Raw genomic sequence first — 22,692 nt, forward strand, 5'->3', positions numbered from 1 at the left:
ACAGATTGTTACAAATTGGAATGCTTGTTCATACGCTTTCCTGCTAAGGTAAGATCAATACTTTATATTTAGGAAAAACAGATGAAAAAGGTGATAATGAACTTAGCTGCCGCGCTCTGTTTTGTACTGGGGGTAGTGTTTGCTGTGGTACCAGGGCCGTCAGTCATTTTCTTCTTGATAGGCTTAACGCTACTCGCGGTACATTACCCAGGGGCTCGAAAATATTTACGTTATTGCCAAAGTACCCTGAGCAAAGGGTGCCAGCTATTAGATAGAAAACTAGCGAAGCGATAACAATAAAGGGCGAAAAACTCGCCCTTTATCTTGTCAGATTAGCCTTTAAGCTTCTCTGCTAGGTATAGCCAGGTTTCTAGCACCGTATCCGGGTTTAACGATACAGAGTCGATACCCTCTTGCACTAGCCATGCGGCAAAGTCTTCATGATCTGAAGGGCCTTGACCACAAATACCCACATATTTGCCTTTTGCTTTGGCTGTTTTTATCGCCATAGAAAGTAGCTTTTTAACAGCTGGGTCACGTTCATCGAACAAGTGCGCGATTAAACCAGAATCTCTATCAAGGCCGAGGCTGAGTTGGGTTAGGTCATTAGAACCAATTGAAAAACCATCAAAGTGTTCTAAGAATTCTTCAGCTAGCAGAGCATTTGAAGGTAACTCACACATCATAATTACTTTAAGGCCGTTATCACCGCGTTTTAAGCCGTGCTCCTCCAGTAATTCGATAACACGTTTGCCCTCGTCCACTGTGCGAACAAAAGGAATCATGATCTCAACATTGGTTAAACCCATGTCGTTACGAACACGCTTGATTGCTTCACACTCAAGAGCGAAGCAGTCGCGGAAATCTTCACTCACGTAACGTGAAGCACCACGGAAACCAATCATTGGGTTTTCTTCGTCTGGCTCGTATTGCTGGCCGCCAACTAGGTTTGCATATTCGTTAGACTTAAAGTCAGACATACGAACGATGACGCGTTGTGGTGCAAAAGCACAACCCAAGGTAGCGATACCCTCTACTAGTTTAGCGATGTAAAACTCGCGAGGAGATTCATAACCAGCAATGATATCGTTAATTTCAGCCTGCAATTCGCTAGATTGAGCATCAAAATTCAACAGCGCTTTAGGGTGAACACCGATCATGCGGTTAATAATAAACTCTAAGCGAGCGAGACCGACGCCAGCGTGAGGTAAACGGGCAAAATCAAACGCACGGTCTGGATTACCCACGTTCATCATTATCTTCATTGGCAATTCAGGCATCTCGTCTACCCGAGATGTGAGTACATCATACTCAAGTTGACCTTGATAGATATAACCTGTATCGCCTTCAGCACATGATACCGTCACTTCTTGGTTTGCCGTAATAAGATCTGTGGCGTTACCACAGCCTACTACTGCCGGGATACCAAGTTCACGCGCTATGATGGCTGCGTGACAAGTGCGTCCACCTCGGTTGGTAACGATAGCCGCAGCGCGCTTCATGATAGGTTCCCAATCAGGGTCTGTCATATCGGTGACAAGAATATCGCCTTGCTGTACTTTATCCATTTCATCAATTGAATTGAGAACACGTACTACCCCGGCCCCAATTTTATGGCCAATTGCACGTCCTTCAGCGATCACCGGCGCTTGGCCTTTCAATTGGAAGCGCTCCATGACATTAGCATCTTCGTTTGAGCGCACAGTTTCTGGACGAGCTTGAACGATGTATAGCTTACCGTCGTTGCCGTCTTTCGCCCATTCAATATCCATAGGACGACCGTAATGCTTCTCGATGATGACAGCCTGCTTGGCAAGTTCCATCACTTCTTCATCAGTGATTGAGAAGGTGTTCGATAATGCCGGATCGATATCAACAATTTCTACCTGCTTGCCATGGCTTTCATCGCTTGAGTACACCATCTGGATAGCTTTTGAGCCGATATTACGGCGCACGACCGCAGGCTTACCATTGGCTAAGGTTGGCTTATGAACATAAAACTCATCTGGATTTACCGCGCCTTGTACGACCATTTCGCCCAAGCCATAACTTGAAGTCACGAATACCACATCTTCAAAGCCTGATTCGGTATCAATGCTGAACATAACGCCGGACGCTGCTTTATCTGAGCGCACCATACGTTGAATACCGGCCGATAACGCCACGCCTTTGTGGTCATAGCCTTGGTGCACGCGATATGAAATAGCACGGTCGTTAAATAAAGAAGCGAATACGTGTTTGATAGCGGTCATTACTGAATCGATGCCGCGCACGTTAAGGAAAGTTTCTTGCTGGCCCGCGAAGGAGGCGTCGGGCATGTCTTCTGCAGTGGCTGACGAGCGAACTGCGAATGATACGTCTTGAGCTGGGTCACCGTGTAATTGCGCGTAAGCGTCACGGATAGCTTGGTCCAAGGAGGCTTGGAAAGGGGTGTCGATAATCCACTGACGGATTTCGGCGCCAACTTTGGCTAATTCATTTACATCTTCAACGTCTAGTTTGTCTAGTGCGTCGTGGATGCGAGCATTCAATCCAGATTGCTCAAGAAACTCGTTAAATGCTGATGCGGTTGTTGCGAAACCGCCAGGCACTTGCACGCCCGCGTTCGCCAGGTTGGAAATCATCTCACCAAGTGAGGCGTTTTTGCCTCCAACCCTTGGCACATCTTGCATACCAAGCTCTTGATACCAGAGAACGTATTCTTGCACGGAACTTTCTCCAAAAAACAAATTGTAAGTTTGGCCGCAAACGCGACCTTTTAAATGAGGCGCTAACATTCTACACTGGCAACCACTGATGCGTAAACCGTGTACCGGCGGTTTATACCAAGATACTAATAAAAAAGGACTCTCATGCGTAGCGCGTTTTATATATCCGATGGCACCGCTATAACCGCTGAAACGTTCGGCCATGCCACGTTATCGCTATTTCCTGTAGAATTTAAACACATCACCATTCCGTTTGTTGAAACTGTCGAGAAAGCGCGGGAAGTAAAATCTCAGCTCGAGCAAGCGGCCAGCTTCAGCCATGAAAAACCTATAGTGTTTTTGACGTTTGTTAACCCAGAACTCAGTGAGATTATTCAATCGAGTAATGCCATTTGCTATGACTTTATTTCCACGTTCAGTGCGCAAATTCAGAGGGAGCTCAATGTTGAGCCCGTGCCTAAAGTGCATCGCACGCACAGTATTCACGAGCAATCTTATGACTATCGTATTGCCGCAGTTAATTATGCATTGGCAAATGATGACGGTGCGAACATAAAAGATTATGACCAGGCTGATGTGGTGCTTGTGGGCGTAAGCCGCAGTGGTAAGACACCAACAAGCCTCTATTTAGCGTTGCAGTACGGCATTAAGGCAGCGAATTACCCTTTCACTCCAGATGATCTAGAATCTGGGGAGCTGCCGCGATGTTTGCAGCCGTATAAGGATAAGCTGTTTGGATTAACCATTGAGCCGCAACGCCTAGCGGCTATACGTAATGAGCGTATGGCGAACTCTCGTTACGCATCATTGCGACAATGTCGGATTGAAATCCGCGAAGTAGAAATGCTCTATAAGCGTTTTAAAATTCCTCACTTCAATTCTACTCATCATTCAGTGGAGGAAATCTCTGCAAAGATAATGGCAGAATCTGGCCTACAACGTCGTAAATATTAAAAAAGCGCCATGTTGGCGCTTTTCATTTTACTTGCGGGCATCCTTTAATAGGTCTGCCACTAAGAAGCCAAGCTCGAGGACCTGGTCGGCATTAAGGCGAGGGTCGCATTGGGTGCGATAACGCTGCGCTAGATCTGCATCAGACAACCCATATGCACCACCTGTGCACTCGGTCACGTGCTGGCCGGTCATTTCCAAATGAACACCGCCGGCATAAGACCCTTCTGCTTTGTGAACAGCAAAAAACTGACTGATCTCGCGCAGAATATTGTCAAAGCTTCGAGTTTTATAACCGGAGCTGGCCTTTTCCGTGTTGCCATGCATCGGGTCTGAACTCCAGATAACCTTGCGCCCTTCTTGCTGAACTTTACGCACCAAAGCGGGCAGTTTTTCTGGAAGCACGTCAGCGCCCATGCGTGTGATAAGCGTTAACCTACCAGGAATATTTTCCGGGTTTACGGCGTCAATCAAGCGAATGAGCTCGTCTGGGTCCATGCCTGGGCCGACCTTCACGCCAATCGGGTTTTTAATGCCACGGAAAAATTCAATGTGAGCATGATCTAACTGGCGTGTGCGCTCGCCAATCCATACGAAATGCGCCGAGCAATCATACCAGTCACCACTGAGGTGGTCACGGCGTGTCAGCGCTTGCTCATAGCCTAATAGCAGTGCTTCATGAGACGTGTACAAAGCTGTTTCTGTGAGTGATGGAGCATTGGTGGAGTTGATACCACAGACCTCCATAAACTCTAACGCATCCTGGATTCTGTCAGCCAGCTGTTGGTATTTATCCTTCAATGGGTTAGCAGCGACAAAGCTCATGTTCCAGCGGTTTACCTGGTGTAAATCAGCTAGACCACCTTGAGCGAAAGCACGTAATAAGTTCAAGGTGGCGGCGCTGTGGTGGTATGCCTTCATTAGCCGCTGTGGATCTGGTACTCGAGCTTGCTCGGTGAACTCGTAACTATTGATAATGTCGCCACGGTATGAAGGCAGCGATGTACCGTCTTTAGTTTCGATGTCTGCTGAGCGCGGTTTAGCAAACTGCCCCGCCATACGAGCTATTTTTACGACTGGACACTTGCCACCATAGGTTAGCACCACTGCCATTTGCAGCAGGGTTTTAAATGTGTCGCGTATATTGGCTGCGTTAAAATCGTTAAATGATTCGGCGCAGTCTCCTCCTTGCAACAAAAACGCACGGCCTTCGCATACATCTTCTAGCTGCTTGAACAAACTTCTCGTTTCCTCAGCAAACACTAATGGCGGAGCATTATTTAATTCGCTCTCAACTTTTCCCAGTTGGGCTTCATCTGGGTATGTGGGTTGTTGGACGATTGGTAAATCTCTCCAACTATTGGGACTCCAAGGTTTCACTTTTTATCTTTCCTCATTCCTATTGTTACCTCCCCTCGAAAGTACCGAATGGCGGGCGCTGACGCAAGGGGTAAAGGCGCTGTTCGTTAAATAAATTACAAGAATTAGAAAAGTGGCATAATGAACACATCATACATAATGTGATTATTAGTTTGTCTCATCATCACCGGGTTTTTGAAATGTCTTCTAACAAATGGGTAATTGCGACTTCACATAGATGGAAAACCTGAGCAAATCCCTCATCTTCACCATAATATGGATCTGGCACATCCTCAAAAGGACAGTTCGGGTAATACCACAGCAACTTTTCAACCTTAGCTGTTGCATCAGCTGGTCTTAGAGCAAGCGCATTTTCATAATTACTTTGATCCATCACCAGTATTAGGTCTTGCTCATAAAAGTCTGCCTTTTGCAGCTGTTGTGCCCTAAGAACGCTTAGGTCTACGCCCTTGGATAAGGCATATTCAGTTGCCCTTTTATCAGGGGGTGAGCCCACATGGTAGCTTGCGGTCCCCGAGCTGGTTACGGTTACCTGATTTAGCTGTGAATCTCGAATTAATTTAATAGCAATACCGTGGGCGGTCGGCGAGCGACATATATTTCCTAAGCATACAAACATGACTTTCATTAGTTACTCCTTTGGATGTGATTCATTCATTTTATTTAGCCTCAGTGGTTAATGTAATTCAATTAATGAACACATCATACTTTATGTACTTATAATTTAACCGTTACATCTATGTATTCTGTTATAAAAAATTCTTCAAAGGGCATTTGCTTTAAGTGATCTATCAGGTATCCTCCGTAGTATGATGTGTTCGTTATAGTTTTGACTTATGAGTTCAGTAAAAACACAGCTTAGAGCAATATTCGATTTAACAGGTGATTATTTACAAGCGCTTACCGAAGCGGTTAAAAAGCAGCCCATACACCATAGTCGATATTTTGAATTACCCGCACCGACTATAGATGACGAACGTCAAGCGTTGAGCTCTATTTCAGTAACCGCTCATGATGACCAACAAGCATTGTTACGCATCTGCAATTCCTACACTGACTTTTATAAACAACAAGGTTTAAGTAGTAAAATGGCGCGCCGCCATCCAGGGTTAATTGTTTTAGCTAAACAGAGTGCGTCTGAGCTGGTTCCATACATAGACAAGATAAATGAGCTAAAAATGGAATTTAAAAAGTTAGTGCTTACTTACGATAACAACGACGCCCGCTTTGATGCGGTTCATAGCGCAGTGCCAGGGCTACAAACGTTGTCGTTTTATCGACGTATACACTATGAAGGCAACTCCCCTTCTTCCGTGCGCTTTACTTGGATGAAAAAGCATTCGACCAAGTCTCTATCACGTAAGTTAGCACTTACTATGTTAGAGCGTAGCAATGCTTACTCAAACCCGAGGATGATAGACCAAACTCTGTGGCAACGTTTGGTGGAACAGGAGAAAGCAAAAGTGGCCAGTCTCAGTCATAACGAAAAGTTACGTATTCGTCGGCCTATTCGAGTGACACCTGAGGTAAATGTAAGATTCAGCGACGCACGTCGATATCATGTTAGCGGTGCACTACCTTTTATTGTCTTTGATGACAACCCGGATTTGAAACTAGGCGAATTAACTTCATACACATTAAAAGAGGATCCTAGAAAACGAGAGTATGAGTACCTAGTTGAGCGTCTTTACTTGGCAAAGGGTGAGTAAACACTTACTCACCCTTATTTTTTGAGGGGATGTTGGTTGGCGCCTGAATTTACTTTTCGACAATTTCCTCTAAGCGTTCTTCGTCAATAACTTCGGCATTTTCAACAATTCGTTTTCCACCCTGGATTTCAATGCGCTTATGTTGTTTATTCAGAGTCAGTATTTCTTCACAGAACTCATCTGAAGGATGCATTTCATACACGTAGTCAATTATCTTGCCGGTGTTGTCATCTTTAACATTGGAAATGCTGTAATCTGATATTGCCCCCTTATCAATGAGATCTTTCATAGTTGTCGTCATATCTCTGCGCAGGGCTTTGAGTTTATTGTCGGTAATTTCATCGTCGGCATAAATCGAGCCGTACTTCTCCATGATTGAGATTAAGCGAAAGTGATAAGTTTTTCCTGGCGCAGCGTAACGCCACAAGTGATACAAACGCAACATCATCCATCGAGACAAACCGCGCTTTAATTCTTGAGCTCGGTTAAAGTAGTAACCCTTATACTCCAAGTTATCAATCATGTTATGCACGAATGCATTCAAACATGCCACGCACTTAACATTACCGCCCTGCCCTTTCTTACCGCTGAAATGCAGCGAAGAAAGAAAATTCATATTGGACTCGTAAAAAGAATCATCAATATGAGAGTTGCGTGTGTCGGTTGCCGAATATTTAAAAGACAACTTCGAGCCTTGTAACGCTTCAAGTGATTCTTTGATTTGTGGATATGGCATTGACTGACCAACAGCTTTTAACTCTTGAGCCAATTCATTCATGGAAAAGATCACCGCATATTGAATGCCAGACTTGAAGTTAATTTTTACTATTTTACCTTTCGACGCCAATCTTATTAATGCGCGTTCAACTTTTTCTTCTCTGTCAGAAGGCCATACTAAACATTCTACTTCTTCACCATCTTGTCGGGTACTAACAACAGCTGGGGTAATTTTTATTTCCCCTTCATAAAGGATGCCGTCTAGTTTTTCAGATATTCTCCGGGTAATAATAGTTTTCTTGGGAGCTTCTTCTAAAGGAAGCTTCTTATGGCCTGAACGAACAAAGCGTCCCCACAAGTCGTAATGGTTAAATGTATTAGAATATGCTCTTAATCCGTGAGCCGCAGAACTTTCAATAGAAATGCGAACATCTTTGTTGTCCGTAAAAAGGGCTAAATTTTCATTATCGGTTGCGCTCTCGACGCCATTAATTTGGCCTCTTAATGAATCAGGCAAATTTTCAACCGAGATATTGACCTTCCGGCTCATTGTTATTTTCCGTTTATTCGGTGCTATCAGCAATATCAACACATAATGCTGCAAAAGTTAATCGTCTATGTTAGTAAAAAACTGATCCAACTTGAAGTTAGTTACCTGAGATCAGTTTTTTACTAACAGCCTCTTTCTGTAGGCATACTTTCTCTGTTTGAGATCACAATTTTACTAGCTCAGCGCTGTTAGATCGAATTTTTACTAACTAAATTTAGGTTTTCGCTCTTGGACCGCCGTTTATGGTACAAAAAAACAGCAAAAATCACTTCTTCATCAACGCACTGTGTATAACTAAGTTTTCGCTTAGTATGGATCTGATCTGTAGCAAGTAAAGATCCGATCTTTTTGGACTGACAAGGCTTAGAACCACTGTTCATTGTGCATAAGCTCCGTATTAGAGATAGTAAAATAATGATCTCACTGGCGCTTTTTGTGGATAACCTACTTAATATTATGTGCATAACTAGGCAGGTTAAATTTAAGTCAGTAAAAACATGATCTCGCAGCTAGTAAGAATCAGATCTTTACCAGGTAAAATTACGATCTAACAATTTTAAATTTATTATTAGATAACAGTAAGTTACCTATCTATTTTGCAACCTTAACCTATTACTACCTATATATTTAAACCTATTTATCCTACTTATTACCTTAAGGGATTTATTCTTAAAAAATTTCTTTGATTTAATTTCAATCAAAAAATTGAATGTCGTCTAAAATATATGTTTACAGGTAAAGTAGTGGACATTATACTAAAGCCTCAAATTTAGGGAAGCTAGTATGACAATCAAACAAAGTGCGCTAAAAACATATCAGTTATTGAAAGCCACCGCCGATGTAGCTGAAAAGTCATTAGAAGGGCGAATACAACATTATCGCGCTCACCTTAAGTCAGAAGAAAAAGAGCTGCGGACATACACCCAAAAAGCGGCCGCCGATTTGTTAGGCTGTAATAACCGAACCTTAAAGCGACGTCATGATCAGGGCGATTTTGATCATATTGAAATACGCCGAGGTGCAAATGGTCATTATGCTTATACGTTGTCAAACATCTACGCCATGGCCGAAGTCATGGGCATTGATGCCGACCACCGTGATAAAGACGATAAACTGCAAGTCATTGTTATCAACTCCTTAAAAGGAGGATGTGGCAAAACCACAAGCATGGTGAATATAGCTGCTGCATTGGCCACCACCAACATTAAACGATATCGAATAGGTATCATCGATCTTGACCCTCAGGGCTCCTCTTCTAGCTTCTTTCCCCCTAGTGAGCCAGATCCCATTACCGTTGGCGATCTTATGCGCGATTGTATCGATTTAGAAGAAAATGAAACCTGGGAACAAATCGTCAGCGATGCGTTTCTACCAACGCACATCCCTAATATTCGTGTCCTGCCATCAGGTATGGATGACTTCTATTTTGAGCATGAAATAGCCACTATTTTGCGCGAAAGTGCCAACTACGACCAAACGCGGCATTACCATAAATTGCTTGAAAAGGTTATTGAGCCGGTAAAAGATCAGTTTGATATCATCCTAATTGATACCGCTCCATCACTTAACTTTATGTTTTACAATGCGTTAATGGCCTCAACCTCCATGCTTATACCGGTCCATCCTGAGGCTGTAGACTTTGACGCAAACAATAAGTACCTCAAGCGCTTAGGTGAGATCTATCACACTGTCGCGGCGCTCGGTCACGATGGCTGGGACTTCATGCAGTTTTTGGTGACCAATTACGTCAAGGGAAACCATTCGCAGCGAGATATTGTTAAGGATGTCCGCTCGGCCTTTGGTCGTCAGGTGATGAGCTACCCCATTAACCACAGCAGTGCCATTACTGCTAGTTCATCATCGTTCAATACCATATTTGATCAGAAAACATCAGATAGCTTGGCAAGTAGAGAATCGCTAGTAAAAGCGCAGGAAAACATTAAAGATGTGGTCGATGAATTAGAGATGTTAATACGCTCTAATTGGCCGTCCACTCAGTCTCAGTTAGAGGCGACTAAGTAAGGCACTGTTATGGCAAAAAAACGTAAAAATGATACTCGAATAGATCCGTTCGCAACAGCGGTAGAAAATAGCAGCCTTGATCAACTTTTAGAACAAGCGCAAGCTGGCGATGTTATTAGCATGCCCGCACCGAGCGATCCGCAGCGTACAATTCGCTTAACATGTGAGGTGATCCCCCACGCTGAAATAGAGCAGCGTACCAAAGTTTATGGTAAAAACCGCCGAGTTCAGGCCCTGCTGACAGAGAAGTCTGTGGCTGACATTTTACCCGCAATTGCAGAAGATGGACGCAACCAGCATCCGGCTTTGGCTTGGGAGCATGATGACGGTTTATTTGTGCTTGCGGGTTCTCGCCGCCGTAAAGCCTGTATTCTCGCAAAAGCTGACTATTTGGTATTAAGCTCTGCAGATTTCAACGATGAGGACGCCAAAATACTCGCGGTTTCTTCAGATCAGTATATTGCGCCAAGTTTGTGGGAGTTGGGGCAAGCATATGTATATACCCGTGATGAGTTACAGCAGCAAGGTAAAAAAGGTTCTTATCGCGAAATAGCGGCCCTCGAGGGAGTGTCACACACCGCTATCGCTGATGCCATAAAAGCGTATGAGTGCCTTCCTCACGATGTTTTGGCGCTCTACCCTACTGCCAACTACGTCGGTCGCGAAGTCGCTAAGAAACTGATTCAAGCCAAAGAGAAAGACGCAGAAAGCTTTAATGAGCGTGTTAAACAATGCAGTAGCCATTTTAGCGACCAGCATTTTGACAGTGACGATAAGGCGGCATTAGCCGTTACTAAGTATTTGTGCGATGTTGAGCAGGCTGGAAAACGTACGCAAGATATTGATTTAGGTAATGGTTTTGTGCGTGTACAAAAGCATACTAAAAGTGGTGATGTAACCATAAAAATCGATAATAAAGTGCTAACAGATAAACGCTTTGCACAGTTGGCGAAAATGCTAGAGAGCTTTAATTAGCCATCATTCTGTATAAGTAAGCTCCAATCGGGGCTTACTTTTTTAAACCTTTGTACCTATTTTGTGGATTCCTCACTAGTTCATACTTTTTCCTTCCCTTTAAAGGCGATATACTGGCATATTTGAGTTCCCGAGTAGGTCCATGGCGTCGTCGTTAACCAAAGAGGATTTATTGGCTGTTTTTGCTGAAGTGAGTGAGCAACAGCAGTTTACATTTCCACTTTCCGAATTGGCATTAAAACGATTATTCACCAAAGGTGTGTATAGTCGTGCTCAGCAAATGTTGCGAGATGAGCAAGTATTGTGGGTAAAGGCAAACGATGATTACACGCAAATCGATGCCCAAGTGATGGACGACGATGGAACCACTTACGATCAGCAGATTCGTCTCAATGTCACAGCCCAAGTCGCTGATGTTGAAGCGCACTGCAGTTGTGATGCTAAAGTCCGTTGTAAGCACGTGGCCTCGGCGTTACTGCAGTTGAAGTTACAAAGCCAAGGTGATTATGCTCATCAATACCGTATCGAAGATTGGTTTAATGAGATAAAAAGTGATGGCTCTGCGTCTGATGTGCAAAATCACGGAATTGCCTTTGAACTACATCCTCATCATCAGCAATTAACTTTGACGGCTAAAATCGCGGCACTAAATGAAGATAATGAATACACCCAAGGGCGAGCGTTAACCGAACAACAAAGCCACGCCCAAGTGACACCTAAAGGGGTATGTGAGCAAGACTTTCGGCTGTTTTCTTGGATCCGCTCACAAAACCAGCCTGGCAAGTTAACCCTTCACTCCCAGTGGGGTGAAAGAGCACTTTTGCAGCTACTGAGTAACGCTCAGCTGTTTTTTGAAAAGGAGCGTCAGCCGTTACAACTGGGTAAGCCTATAGCGCTTAGTTATCAATGGCAGGTTAAGAAGGATATTGCTCAGTTGCTCGCAAATTATCCTAATTTTAACGCCGAGCGGGTATTACCGACCTCCCCACCTTATTACGTTAATACTGCGGAACACCAGGTTCATGCTTTGCAAACTCATCTTAGTGCAGAGCAAATACAGGCGTTAGCACGCTTTCCGCAGGCCGAAGCCAGTGAAGTCGATGAGCTGGCTAAACGGCTAATGAAAACGCTTCACCTGAGAACTTTGGTGAATCAAAAAAAAAAGTTAACTCCTTACTTTAATCTGCAATTTTTAACTGCCCAGGTGCCCTATAAAGTCCGCCTAGTGGCAAAGGAGAAAACGCCAGCGGCAACCGCACTGAAAAATTTAGGATTGCAACCATGTAAAGCCCCTTTACAAGATGAGTATTTATTCATTCCGCGTTCGCGCTTACATCAACAGCAGTGGCTGTTTGAATTGAATAGCCAAGTGCAGGCGCTAGGCGGTACGGTGACAGGCCTTCCCAAAGCTGATGTGAAGAACACCAACTCAGCGCGCATTATCGCGCAGGTAAATGCGTTGCACGGCCATCGCTTAGAAGTGCAGTTTGTTATTAACCATCGCGCTAAGGACTATCCATTGACCTTAGCGCAAATGCAGTCGGTGCCAGCCTATACTACACAGCATTACTTTATTGCAGTAGAGGAACGTTACTTCACTATTACTGCTGCCACTGCTGAATGTATAAGGCAGTATCTTGCCCGCTTTGCTCGTGGCAAACATCAGCCGCACTGTACGCTTCCTCGCAGTCTTTATCAGCAACTACAACAAGAACAATCATTTGAGCTACGAGTGGATACTCAGTTGCAAAAGTTGCTCGCTCCGGCCACCTTGAAGTCGCTGAAAAAGCCGCAGTTACATCACAGTGTTACTTTGCGAGAGTACCAACACTCAGGCGTTAATTGGCTGCAATTGCTCGCTGCACAAGGTTTAGGTGGGGTATTAGCCGATGATATGGGGCTAGGTAAAACATTGCAGGTTATCGCCTTCCTGAGCACCTTAGAAAATACCCAAAGGCCCCACCTAGTCTTGTGCCCAACGAGCTTAGTCGCGAATTGGTACAACGAAATTCAACGCTTCTGTCCGCATATGGAAGTCGATGTGGTTATCGGTCACAACCGTACCGCACAATTACAGCAGCTAAATTGTAAGAATGTTATTGTCACAACCTATACGCTATTTAAACGTGACTTTGCGTTTTATCACGGTGTGCAATTTAACACTGTGGTGTTAGACGAAGCGCAGGCGATAAAAAACGCGCAGTCACAGTTAAGCATCAAGGCCAAGCAGTTACAGGCCCAAACACGAATCGCACTCAGCGGCACACCCTTTGAAAACAATTTGCAAGAGCTCAAATCGGTATTTGACTTCGCTTTGCCCGGACTGTTAGGCAGCGACGCTCAGTTCAAAAGTAACTTTCTCGAAGCCACTGATGGGCTAGTAGCGCTGCAAGAGGCTATAAGACCTTATTTGCTGCGCCGAGCGAAAGCAGATGTACTCTGCGAACTACCTAGCAAAACTGAGCTGGTAAAACAGCTCGATATGTTACCCGCACAAGCTCAGGTTTATCAAAATTATCACCGCGCTTTACACGATAAACTCGCCCATTTAGTGGCGCACCAGGGGGTGGGGAAAAGTAAGTTACAGTTCCTTGATGCACTTTTGAAACTTCGTCAAATTTGTTGCCATCCGCAGTTAGTTGATGACGCGCACGAAGCCAGCAGTGCGAAGCTACAGTGGTTAGCCACGCATTTACCACATATGCTCGCTCAGGATCATCATGTCATTATCTTTAGTCAATTTACCTCAATGCTGCGTTTAATTGCCAAGCAGTTGACCGACTTAGAGATTGATTACGCGATGCTCACCGGTCAAACTCGTGACCGCCAGCACCAGGTGGACGAGTTTCAACAAGGACATAAACGCGTGTTTTTAGTCAGCCTTAAAGCAGGCGGCAGTGGCTTAAATTTAACCCGCGCCGATACAGTGATCCATTTCGACCCTTGGTGGAATCCCGCTGTAGAGCATCAAGCAACGGACCGCGCTTATCGCATGGGCCAAGATCGCTCCGTCTTTGTGTATAAGTTAATTATCGCCGATTCCGTGGAACAGCAAGTGATGTCTTTGGCAGATAAAAAGCGTCACTTGGTTGATGAGTTCTTAAATACGAGTTTGTTGGTAGATAAAAAAATCGATGATAATCAACTACTTGAAATGCTTAATCTACAAAATGAAGAAAAAGCATAATTTCTTTTGAACTTTTGGCTGTCGCCAGACTCTATTATTATGCTTGTTAGACAAGCACCCTATGTTGATTTCCCTGATTATTATGAATTGGCCAGCTTTGATTTAGCTGGCTTTTTTTTGTCTGGGATTTGCTATTATCAAGCCAACAGCATTATTTTTGCGAGAAAGGTATGTTCGCGTCACTTTCCACTACAGCATTACTGAGCCTAGGTTCCCTCGCCTTTGTTATTCCTCTTTGCTTGTTCTTGGGGGTCAGGGTATCACACTATAAAAAGCGCAATGAGCACACACAGCAACAGCTTTTAGCGCAGCAGCAATATCATCAGCAGCAGCTTGGCGAACGAGATAATCGTTTAGAGCGAGAGCGTCAGGAGGCGCAGCAACTGCAGCAAAAGTTAACCCTTGTTCATGGCCGTTATGAGTCATTGAAAGCGACGCTAGAGCAAAAAGAAGCGCACTTTGAGCAGCAACTGCAGTTAGTAAAGGATTCTAAAGACCAATTAAAGCAAGAATTTAGCGCGCTCGCGCAACAAGTCTTTGAGGATAAATCACAGCAGTTTAAAAGCCTTAATCAGCAGAGTATGGAGCAGATATTAAAACCAGTACAAGGCGAGTTAAAAGGTTTCAGAGATAAAATGGAGCATATCCACTCGCAAGAGCTGCAACAACGAGCTGCACTTAAAGCCGAGTTAGTACATCTACAAAAACTCAATCAATCTATTACCGAACAAGCTGAGCGTCTCTCTACGGCCTTACAAGGGCAAAAGAAAACCCAGGGTAACTGGGGTGAGTTAATGCTAGAAAACGTCTTAGACAGTGCTGGACTGCGCCTCAATGAGGATTATCGGCGCGAAGCGAGCTTCGATACTCCAGAAGGTCGCTTCCGTCCCGACGTGGTGGTCTATTTGCCACAACAACGCCATATTATCGTCGACGCCAAAACGTCTCTAAATGCGTATACCCGCTACGTTAACGCCCATAGCGATATTGAAGCTCACCAAGCCTTGGCTGAACATGTGCAGGCGATGAACGAGCGTATCAACGAGCTTGCAAGTAAAGATTATCATCGTTTGGAGCAACTGAACTCCCCGGAAGTGGTGATTATGTTTGTGCCCATCGAAAGTGCCTATGTTGAAGCTCTGAAGTATCAACCTGATTTGTATCAATGCGCCATTGAACGCAACATCTTGGTTGCGACGCCGACAACCTTACTTACCAGCTTGAATATTGTAAAACAGCTTTGGCGTTTTGAAGATCAATCCAAGCATACGCAAGAACTGGCCAAACGTGCAGAGCGGTTTTACGCGAAACTCAACAGCTTTTTGGTATCAATGGACGGTGTAGGTAAACAGCTCGACAAAGCCAAAGAAACTTATGATAAAGCCTTTTCTCAACTCTATAGCGGCAAGGGGAATCTTATAAAACAAGCCAATGAATTCAAAGAGTTAGGTGTTGCTGTTCAAAAAGAATTACCTGCTGAGCTACGTGAAAAGGCAGAGCTTGAGCTACAACAAGCTCAATAAAGACAGGAGTCAGTGTGGCGCTTTTCTGATTTGTGTAATTCCTAAAGCGATAAAGGCTGCAGATACTGCAAACAAAGAGAGAATATTGCCAATGAATGCGGCGCCAGCAAAAGCGATTGCGCTGGCGATAAATAAGTATCCAGATATCTTCATCATAACACGTCCCTATATGGCTGAAGTAAGTGATAACGGTGACACACAGCGTTCGTAAACCCCCTTTACAATTCATGAAACTGTCATCTTAGAGCCCTAAGCTATGCGCAAAAAATAATGACTTAGGGTTTTTATGACATCGCATCATTCTCAGGGCTTTATCGAACGCCTACAGCAATTACAAAGCTTAGCGCAAAATAAGTATGGGATCGAAATAGCTTCGGAAAAATTTATCGCTGATGAGAGTTATCGGAAGCTGGTACTCAATGAATTAAGCCTATTGGGAGATAGTGAGTTAAGCGCCGTCATAGCCGCTATGCAAGATATGCAACAGCAGCAAGGGGCATCACCCAGTACTGGCGCAAGCGAACAAATCAGCAAAGATAAAACCACCACGCCGCTGTCACTTATTTTTGCTGGGGTAGCTGTCGTCCTCGCGCTCGTCGCCACAGGGTATACCTTTTACGTCAACCAAGAGCCTGACATCGCCATGGCCTCGAAGCCAGCGGCACCAACAGAAGTCACCACAGCTCAACAGCCTACCGACAATGGCAGGCCTCAAGAGAAAGAGCAACAACCAGCGCAACTAGCATTTCGTATTCACGGTTCCAACACTATTGGTGAAAAGCTTGCTCCAGCCTTACTCGAGGGCTACCTAAAGGAGCTCGGGGCAAAGCAGTTTAATTGGCGTCAAGGCGAGGTCAGCGTCGAAAGAGAACTGCACTATCAGCTCGATAGCAAGCCATATTACATCGAGTTGCATGCGCATGGCTCAAGCACTGGTTTCGCAGACATTGAAGCCGGTAAAGCAGATTTAGCAATGGCTTCACGCAAAGTTAAAAGCAAAGAAGTCGATAAGCTTAAAGCGCGTTTTGGTGATTTCAGCCAAATAGGCAATGAGCACATTATTGGCCTTGATGGATTAGCCGTTATCGTTAACCAAAATAACCCTGTCAGCCACCTATCAACGCAGCAATTAGCTGCGGTTTTCTCCGGTAAAATAAGCAATTGGCGTGAGCTTGGAGGCCCTTCTGAGGCCATTAATCTATATGCTCGAGACGCCAAGTCTGGCACCTGGGATACCTTTAAAAACTTAGTACTTAAAAAGCATCAGGCGCAGTTAAGCCCGCTTGCCCAGCGCTTTGAGTCAAGCTCAGTGTTATCTCAAAAGGTTTCACAAGATGAGTACGGCATCGGCTTTATAGGGCTGAACTACATCCTTCACAATAAAGCAATTGCGGTCTCTGAGGGAGCTCAAACAGCGCCCATCTACCCTACTCGCTTTACTATCGGTACTGAAGATTACGCGCTAGCACGTCGACTTTACGTGTATACACCGACCACGGCATCGATGTTTATCAAGAACTTTGCTCAGTATGCCATTTCTTATGCTGGGCAAGAGATAGTCTCCGATACGGGTCTTATTTCGCAGAATATTCATGTTGAGCAAGTGCAGCCAATGACTGAAGCGCCCACGGTATATAAGCAGTATGCTAAACAAGGTCAGCGATTATCACTGACGTTTCGTTTTGAGCATGGAAGCGGTCAGTTGGATAACAAAGGTAAGCGCGATCTCCAGCGTTTGCTCGACTACCTTGAAAGTCATGCCCAAAAGCGCGTAGTACTAATGGGGTTCTCTGATAACTCCGGGGATGCAGGGCGCAATAAAACATTATCTTTGCAGCGTGCTCGTTCTGTAGAGCAGGAGCTCACCGCTCGCGGTGTGGCGGTCTTTGACACCCAAGGGTTTGGTGAGGTTTTGCCTGTTGCCAACAACCAAAGCAAAGAAGGTCGTGAACGTAATCGTCGCGTTGAGGTGTGGGTGTTGTAATTATTCTGTCATCGATAGCTGCTACTTTAGTTGTTGATTTAGGAGGGGATATGTTTGCCATATTAACGGATCACTATAATCTTACCAGCGCCTTTGCCCGCTTAAGTATGGTTGAAGCCATGCGTGTACAACGCAATTTAGATCAGGTTTTTACCGACTTAAAGCTACCTTCCGATGCGCTTCTTAACCGTATGCGCGAAGAAGGGTTACTCAAAGACGCGATAGCGGGTGTTAAAAAACCGCATACCGATGCGAGTGAATCCGTGATTCAGAGTCACCTCGGACAACTCTTTTTAGACTATCACAAACTCAAAGCCACCTTAGCCAAGCTTAGCTTGGCTGAGCAGGTTGCTTGCAAAGAGACATTTACGATTGCTGCTAAAGCTTTAAATCTGCCCTCTGCAGATTTAGCTGCGATGATGGCGCAAGAAGGTGTGTCGGTAGAAGCTATGGTGCCTAAAGACCCTCAACAAGAGCGTATTAACGCTGTCCGTGAGCGATTAAATCAAGCTGCGTCACAGCAACAGAGTGATGCTCAGCGCGTGCGTGATCGTTTGAATTCATTGGTTGAGGAGCAAAAAGACCCAAAGGATGAAGTCGTAGATGAAGGGGCTCAAGTCGTTCCACTGCGTCGCCAACAAGCATAAGAACAGGCAAGTTAACTCAGTTTTGCACCGCCTTTTAGGCGGTTTTTTTACACCTCGAGTTAGTAAAAAAGTGATTTGTCCCTGTCGTTTAGTTAGTAAAAATGTGGTCTGTGATAAAAATAAAGCTCAATACAGTTGGTAAAAAAGTGGTTTATACCGCTGTAAAGGCCCAGTAACCTCTTTAATAAAGCTCCCCTTGGGGAGATGAGCACCGCCTTGTTTGCACTGAGTAAAATGCTGATCCAAAAAAAGGGCCGATAACGGCCCTTTCACTGGCAACACACCTTTTGGTTTAGAACTGGTTCATGGTATTGGCTTCGCCGCCTGCCTTGAGTGCGTTTTCGCCGCAGAAGTACTCCTTGTGGGTATCACCAATATTTGAACCCGCTAGGTCTTGGTGCTTCACTGAGGCTTGCTCTCGACGGATCTCCTGACGTTGCACATCGCGCACGTAGGCAAGCATACCTAAGTCGCCAAAATACCCTTCAGCAAGAATATCGGTGCTGAGCGCTGCTGTGTGGTAGGTGGGTAAAGTGATCAAATGATGGAAAATACCCGCCTCACGTGCCCCGTCACGCTGGAAGTTCTGCACATGATGATCCGCTTCTTTGGCTAGTTCTGAGCCATCGAGGCTCGCATCCATAAGCACTTTAGGATCTTGGCTTGGGTCTGGATAAGCACTTAGATCGCGGCCATCTTGTTGCCATTGGCTATACACCTGCTCACGGAACTTCAATGTCCAGTTAAATGAAGGCGAATTGTTATACACCAATTTAGCGTTAGGAACCTGCTCGCGAACGCGGTTTACCAGCTCCGCAATTTGCTCTACATTCGGCTTCTCGGTTTCAATCCATAGCAAATCGGCACCATGTTGTAAGCTTGTGACACAGTCTAGTACTACGCGGTCTTTTTCCGTACCGGCGCGGAACTGATATAAGCCGTTATCTAAGCGCACCGGTTTACATAGCTGACCGTTGAGCTTAATGGCTGTTTCACCTTCTAATAGATCATCCCCCCCAGAAATAGGTTGAGTATCTAAGAAGCTCAAGTATTGGCTAGCAAGATCTCCGGCTTCCTTGCTTACTGGAATTTTCTGGGTCAAGCTCGCACCTAATGAGTCGGTGCGCGCAACGATGATGCCATCATCAACACCCAGCTCTAGAAAGGCATATCGAACCGCATTGATTTTGGCCAAGAAGTCCTCGTGAGGCACCGTTACCTTACCGGCCTGGTGACCGCACTGTTTAGCATCGGATACCTGATTTTCAATTTGAATTGCACAGGCACCGGCCTCTATCATTTTTTTCGCTAATAGGTAGGTGGCTTCCTCGTTACCAAAGCCGGCATCAATATCGGCAATAATGGGCACCACATGGGTCTCAAAGTTGTCGATTTGTGCGGTGATAGCTGCAACATCGCCACCTTGGGCCTTGGCCTCGTCCAGTGCCTTGTATAGATGATCAAGTTCACGGGCGTCGGCCTGTTTTAAGAAGGTATAGATCTCTTCAATAAGCATAGGCACCGCCGTTTTTTCGTGCATACTTTGATCTGGTAATGGACCAAACTCAGAGCGCAGTGCTGCCACCATCCAGCCACTAAGATAGACATAGCTGCGCTTAGTGGTTTTTTGATGACGTTTAATGGCCATCATCATCTGTTGCGCGGTAAACCCATGCCAACAACCTAAGGATTGCGTGTACTGGCTTGAATCACCGTCGTAAGCGGCCATGTCCTCACGCATCACCTTAGCGGTGTATTTGGCGATATCGAGACCGGTTTTGAAACGGTTTTGAAGCTGCATACGCGCTGCATATTCCGAATTAATCCCTTGCCACTGCGGTAGGTTGCTCTGACGAAGGCTGCTTAACGTGTCGATGTGTGCGTTATAGTTTGTCATTATAGGTATCCTTTGAACGGGTAACTGTTTAATTGCCCCAAAGCCAATGTGAGAGTGCTCGGTGCGTTGTATTTTTACCCTAGGACGAATTGGGTTGATTTATTAAATTTATAGTTATTATTGTGGCTATATTTTCAATGAATGGGGTTTGGGTTCACATCAGCGCTTTTTCAGTTACAGTGAAATGACTAACTTCTTCGTTTAAAGGAAACGCACATGACCCAGCGCATCTCTCACAGCAGCTTGGCTATTGATGCTCAGCTTTATCAATTCATAACTGAGCAAGTCCTGCCGCACACTGAACTCGATACTGAACGCCTGTTCGCGGGTTTGGCCGATATCATTCAGCGCCTTACTCCCATCAATAAGGCATTACTGGCGAAGCGGGATAGTTTGCAGAAGCACATTGACGGTTATTATCAGAAAAATATTAAAGATAACCATGATGAATATACCCAGTTTCTAAAAGACATCGGTTATTTGCTAGAGCAACCACAGCAGGTTAGCGTAGAAACCGAGGGTGTAGATGATGAAATCGCGCGCATGGCTGGACCGCAGCTTGTGGTGCCAGTGAGTAATGCACGCTTTGCCCTAAACGCCGCCAACGCCCGTTGGGGCTCCTTATATGATGCACTGTATGGCAGCGATGTGATCAGTGAGGAAGAAGGCGCAGAGCAAGGGAGCCAATACAACCCTGTGCGCGGTTTTAAGGTCATGGCCTATGCGCGGCAGTTCCTAGATAAAGCGTTACCGCTCAAAAGCGGCTCACACATTGAAAGTACCGAATATGCGATAAACAATGGCGAGCTTGTGGTTATCTTGGGTGACTCTCAGCAAGTGACCCTCGCTGAGCCCTCGCAGTTGATTGGCTATCAGGGTCAACCGGAGCGCCCGACTGCGCTGCTATTTTGTCATCATGGCCTGCACTTTATTATCGCTATCGACCCACACAATCGCATCGGCCGCGACGACAAAGCTGGCATTAAAGACATCGTACTCGAGTCTGCTCTAACCACCATCATGGACTGTGAAGACTCTGTCGCTGCCGTTGATGGCGAGGATAAAACACAAGTTTATCGTAACTGGTTTGGGCTGATGATGGGAAACTTGAGCTGCGAATTTTCCAAAGGTGGGCAAACTCAGACACGACGCCTTAATAAGGATCAACATTTTACTAAGTTAGATGGCTCGTCGCTGACCCTTCATGGCCGAAGCTTGATGTTTGTTCGCAATGTCGGTCACCTGATGACAACACCCGCCATACTAGACAGCGATGGTAACGAGGTATTTGAAGGCATATTGGATGCGGTCTTTACTAGTTTATGCGCACTTCCCGAATATCACAGCCGCTCCGAGTTAGCTAACTCGCGCACTCAGAGTATTTATATCGTTAAGCCTAAAATGCACGGCCCCGAGGAAGTGGCCTTCACCGCGCAGCTATTTAGTGAAGTGGAGGTTTTATTAGGTCTTCCTAACAATACCTTGAAAATGGGGATTATGGATGAAGAGCGGCGTACTTCGGTGAATTTGAAAGCCTGTATTGCGCAAGCGAAACAGCGAGTGGTCTTTATTAATACCGGCTTTTTGGACAGAACCGGCGATGAGATCCATACCGCTATGGAGGCCGGTGCGGCATTGCCAAAATCGGCAATTAAAGCTCAGCCTTGGATAGATGCCTACGAGAAACGCAATGTCAGTATTGGCCTAGAATGCGGCTTAAGTGGTAAAGCACAAATAGGCAAAGGTATGTGGCCAATGCCAGATAAATTGGCGTTAATGATGGAGCAGAAAATCGGCCATGTGAAATCGGGTGCCAACACCGCCTGGGTGCCCTCCCCGACTGCCGCAACCTTACATGCCCTTCATTATCATGATGTTGATGTATTCGCGCAGCAAAAAACATTATCAGCACAAAGCCAGCAGTCCTTTAGAGACTTACTCACACCGCCGATTGATAATCAGCAACAACTCAGCGGCGAAGATATTCAGCTCGAACTCGATAATAATGTTCAAGGTATTTTGGGGTATGTTGTGCGTTGGGTAGAGCAAGGCGTTGGTTGTTCAAAAGTGCCCGATATCAATAATGTCGGCTTAATGGAAGATCGCGCGACATTACGGATTTCTAGTCAACATATTGCCAATTGGTTACACCATGGTATTTGCACCGAAGAGCAAGTCCTGAAAACCATGAAGCGTATGGCTAAGGTAGTTGATGAGCAAAATGCGGGCGATAGCCAGTATAAAAATATGGCTGATAGTGAACAAAGTTTGCTTGATAGCTTAGCGTTTCAAGCTGCGACAGATTTGGTTTTCAAAGGTAGATCACAGCCCAATGGCTATACCGAGCCGCTTTTGCATCATTACCGCCGACTGTTCAAAGAACGCCAAGCGTCAATGTAAAGGCCCTTTACAGCAATAAAAAAGCCGGCATATTTGCCGGCT

Annotated in this window: 16 protein-coding genes; 10 read left to right on the forward strand and 6 right to left on the reverse strand. The window is 45.2% G+C overall.

What is annotated here, in order from left to right; genetic code table 11:
- Positions 1 to 81 precede the first annotated feature (81 nt).
- Positions 82 to 294: a PGPGW domain-containing protein gene (locus tag FIU82_RS17265; protein WP_138548230.1), complete on the forward strand. Its 213-nt coding sequence runs from the start codon at positions 82 to 84 to the stop codon at positions 292 to 294.
- Between the two features lie 38 nt (positions 295 to 332).
- On the opposite strand, the gene ppsA is transcribed toward FIU82_RS17265, so the two are convergent.
- Positions 333 to 2,708: a phosphoenolpyruvate synthase gene (gene ppsA, locus FIU82_RS17270; protein ID WP_026111393.1), complete on the reverse strand. Its 2,376-nt coding sequence runs from the start codon at positions 2,706 to 2,708 to the stop codon at positions 333 to 335.
- Positions 2,709 to 2,852: 144 nt separating this feature from the next.
- Here ppsA and FIU82_RS17275 point away from each other — a divergent pair, with 144 nt between their 5' ends.
- Positions 2,853 to 3,662, forward strand: a complete 810-nt coding sequence (locus FIU82_RS17275) for a pyruvate, water dikinase regulatory protein (RefSeq protein WP_022946891.1) — start codon at positions 2,853 to 2,855, stop codon at positions 3,660 to 3,662.
- Positions 3,663 to 3,689: 27 nt separating this feature from the next.
- Here FIU82_RS17275 and FIU82_RS17280 read toward each other — a convergent pair whose 3' ends face one another.
- Together FIU82_RS17280 and FIU82_RS17285 are read right to left on the reverse strand one after the other, a co-directional pair.
- Positions 3,690 to 5,039, reverse strand: coding sequence for a class II 3-deoxy-7-phosphoheptulonate synthase (locus FIU82_RS17280; RefSeq protein WP_053909445.1), 1,350 nt, complete (start codon positions 5,037 to 5,039; stop codon positions 3,690 to 3,692).
- Positions 5,040 to 5,202: 163 nt separating this feature from the next.
- The gene (locus tag FIU82_RS17285; RefSeq protein WP_152441734.1) at positions 5,203 to 5,667 is read right to left on the reverse strand and encodes a low molecular weight protein-tyrosine-phosphatase; all 465 of its coding nucleotides are present in this window, start codon (positions 5,665 to 5,667) and stop codon (positions 5,203 to 5,205) included.
- 208 nt (positions 5,668 to 5,875) lie between these two features.
- Between FIU82_RS17285 and FIU82_RS17290 the strand changes: the two genes are divergently transcribed.
- The gene (locus FIU82_RS17290) at positions 5,876 to 6,748 is read left to right on the forward strand and encodes a DNA replication terminus site-binding protein (RefSeq protein WP_152441735.1); all 873 of its coding nucleotides are present in this window, start codon (positions 5,876 to 5,878) and stop codon (positions 6,746 to 6,748) included.
- Between the two features lie 49 nt (positions 6,749 to 6,797).
- Here FIU82_RS17290 and FIU82_RS17295 read toward each other — a convergent pair whose 3' ends face one another.
- Positions 6,798 to 8,015 carry a replication protein A gene (locus FIU82_RS17295; protein ID WP_022946895.1) on the reverse strand — a complete coding sequence of 406 codons (1,218 nt, stop codon included), beginning with the start codon at positions 8,013 to 8,015 and terminating at the stop codon, positions 6,798 to 6,800.
- 783 nt (positions 8,016 to 8,798) lie between these two features.
- Here FIU82_RS17295 and FIU82_RS17300 point away from each other — a divergent pair.
- The 4 genes from FIU82_RS17300 to FIU82_RS17315 all read left to right on the forward strand — a co-directional run bounded on the left by FIU82_RS17300 (position 8,799) and on the right by FIU82_RS17315 (position 15,722).
- Positions 8,799 to 10,037 (forward strand): AAA family ATPase, encoded by a 1,239-nt coding sequence (locus FIU82_RS17300; protein WP_022946896.1) that lies wholly within the window; start codon positions 8,799 to 8,801, stop codon positions 10,035 to 10,037.
- Between the two features lie 9 nt (positions 10,038 to 10,046).
- Positions 10,047 to 11,012: a transcriptional regulator gene (locus tag FIU82_RS17305; RefSeq protein WP_152441736.1), complete on the forward strand. Its 966-nt coding sequence runs from the start codon at positions 10,047 to 10,049 to the stop codon at positions 11,010 to 11,012.
- Positions 11,013 to 11,154: 142 nt separating this feature from the next.
- Positions 11,155 to 14,199, forward strand: a complete 3,045-nt coding sequence (locus FIU82_RS17310; protein ID WP_152441737.1) for a DEAD/DEAH box helicase — start codon at positions 11,155 to 11,157, stop codon at positions 14,197 to 14,199.
- A gap of 170 nt (positions 14,200 to 14,369) precedes the next feature.
- The gene (locus FIU82_RS17315) at positions 14,370 to 15,722 is read left to right on the forward strand and encodes a DNA recombination protein RmuC (protein WP_152441738.1); all 1,353 of its coding nucleotides are present in this window, start codon (positions 14,370 to 14,372) and stop codon (positions 15,720 to 15,722) included.
- A gap of 9 nt (positions 15,723 to 15,731) precedes the next feature.
- On the opposite strand, the gene FIU82_RS18680 is transcribed toward FIU82_RS17315, so the two are convergent.
- On the reverse strand, positions 15,732 to 15,878 hold the full coding sequence (locus tag FIU82_RS18680) for a hypothetical protein (RefSeq protein WP_022943535.1): 147 nt from the start codon (positions 15,876 to 15,878) through the stop codon (positions 15,732 to 15,734).
- Positions 15,879 to 16,008: 130 nt separating this feature from the next.
- On the opposite strand from FIU82_RS18680, the gene FIU82_RS17320 reads away from it, so the two are divergent.
- Both FIU82_RS17320 and FIU82_RS17325 read left to right on the forward strand, forming a co-directional pair.
- A complete protein-coding gene (locus tag FIU82_RS17320; RefSeq protein ID WP_152441739.1) occupies positions 16,009 to 17,706 on the forward strand; it encodes a phosphate ABC transporter substrate-binding/OmpA family protein in 1,698 nt (565 codons plus the stop codon).
- Positions 17,707 to 17,756: 50 nt separating this feature from the next.
- Positions 17,757 to 18,353 carry a hypothetical protein gene (locus FIU82_RS17325; RefSeq protein WP_152441740.1) on the forward strand — a complete coding sequence of 199 codons (597 nt, stop codon included), beginning with the start codon at positions 17,757 to 17,759 and terminating at the stop codon, positions 18,351 to 18,353.
- A 292-nt stretch (positions 18,354 to 18,645) separates the two neighbouring features.
- Here FIU82_RS17325 and FIU82_RS17330 read toward each other — a convergent pair whose 3' ends face one another.
- Positions 18,646 to 20,250, reverse strand: a complete 1,605-nt coding sequence (locus tag FIU82_RS17330; protein ID WP_022943532.1) for an isocitrate lyase — start codon at positions 20,248 to 20,250, stop codon at positions 18,646 to 18,648.
- A 216-nt stretch (positions 20,251 to 20,466) separates the two neighbouring features.
- On the opposite strand from FIU82_RS17330, the gene FIU82_RS17335 reads away from it, so the two are divergent.
- Complete coding sequence (locus FIU82_RS17335) at positions 20,467 to 22,650, forward strand: malate synthase G (protein WP_152441741.1); 2,184 nt, start codon at positions 20,467 to 20,469, stop codon at positions 22,648 to 22,650.
- The last annotated feature ends 42 nt before the right edge of the window (positions 22,651 to 22,692 follow it).

The organism is Pseudoalteromonas sp. THAF3, assembly GCF_009363775.1.
Taxonomy (GTDB): Bacteria; Pseudomonadota; Gammaproteobacteria; order Enterobacterales; family Alteromonadaceae; genus Pseudoalteromonas; species Pseudoalteromonas ruthenica.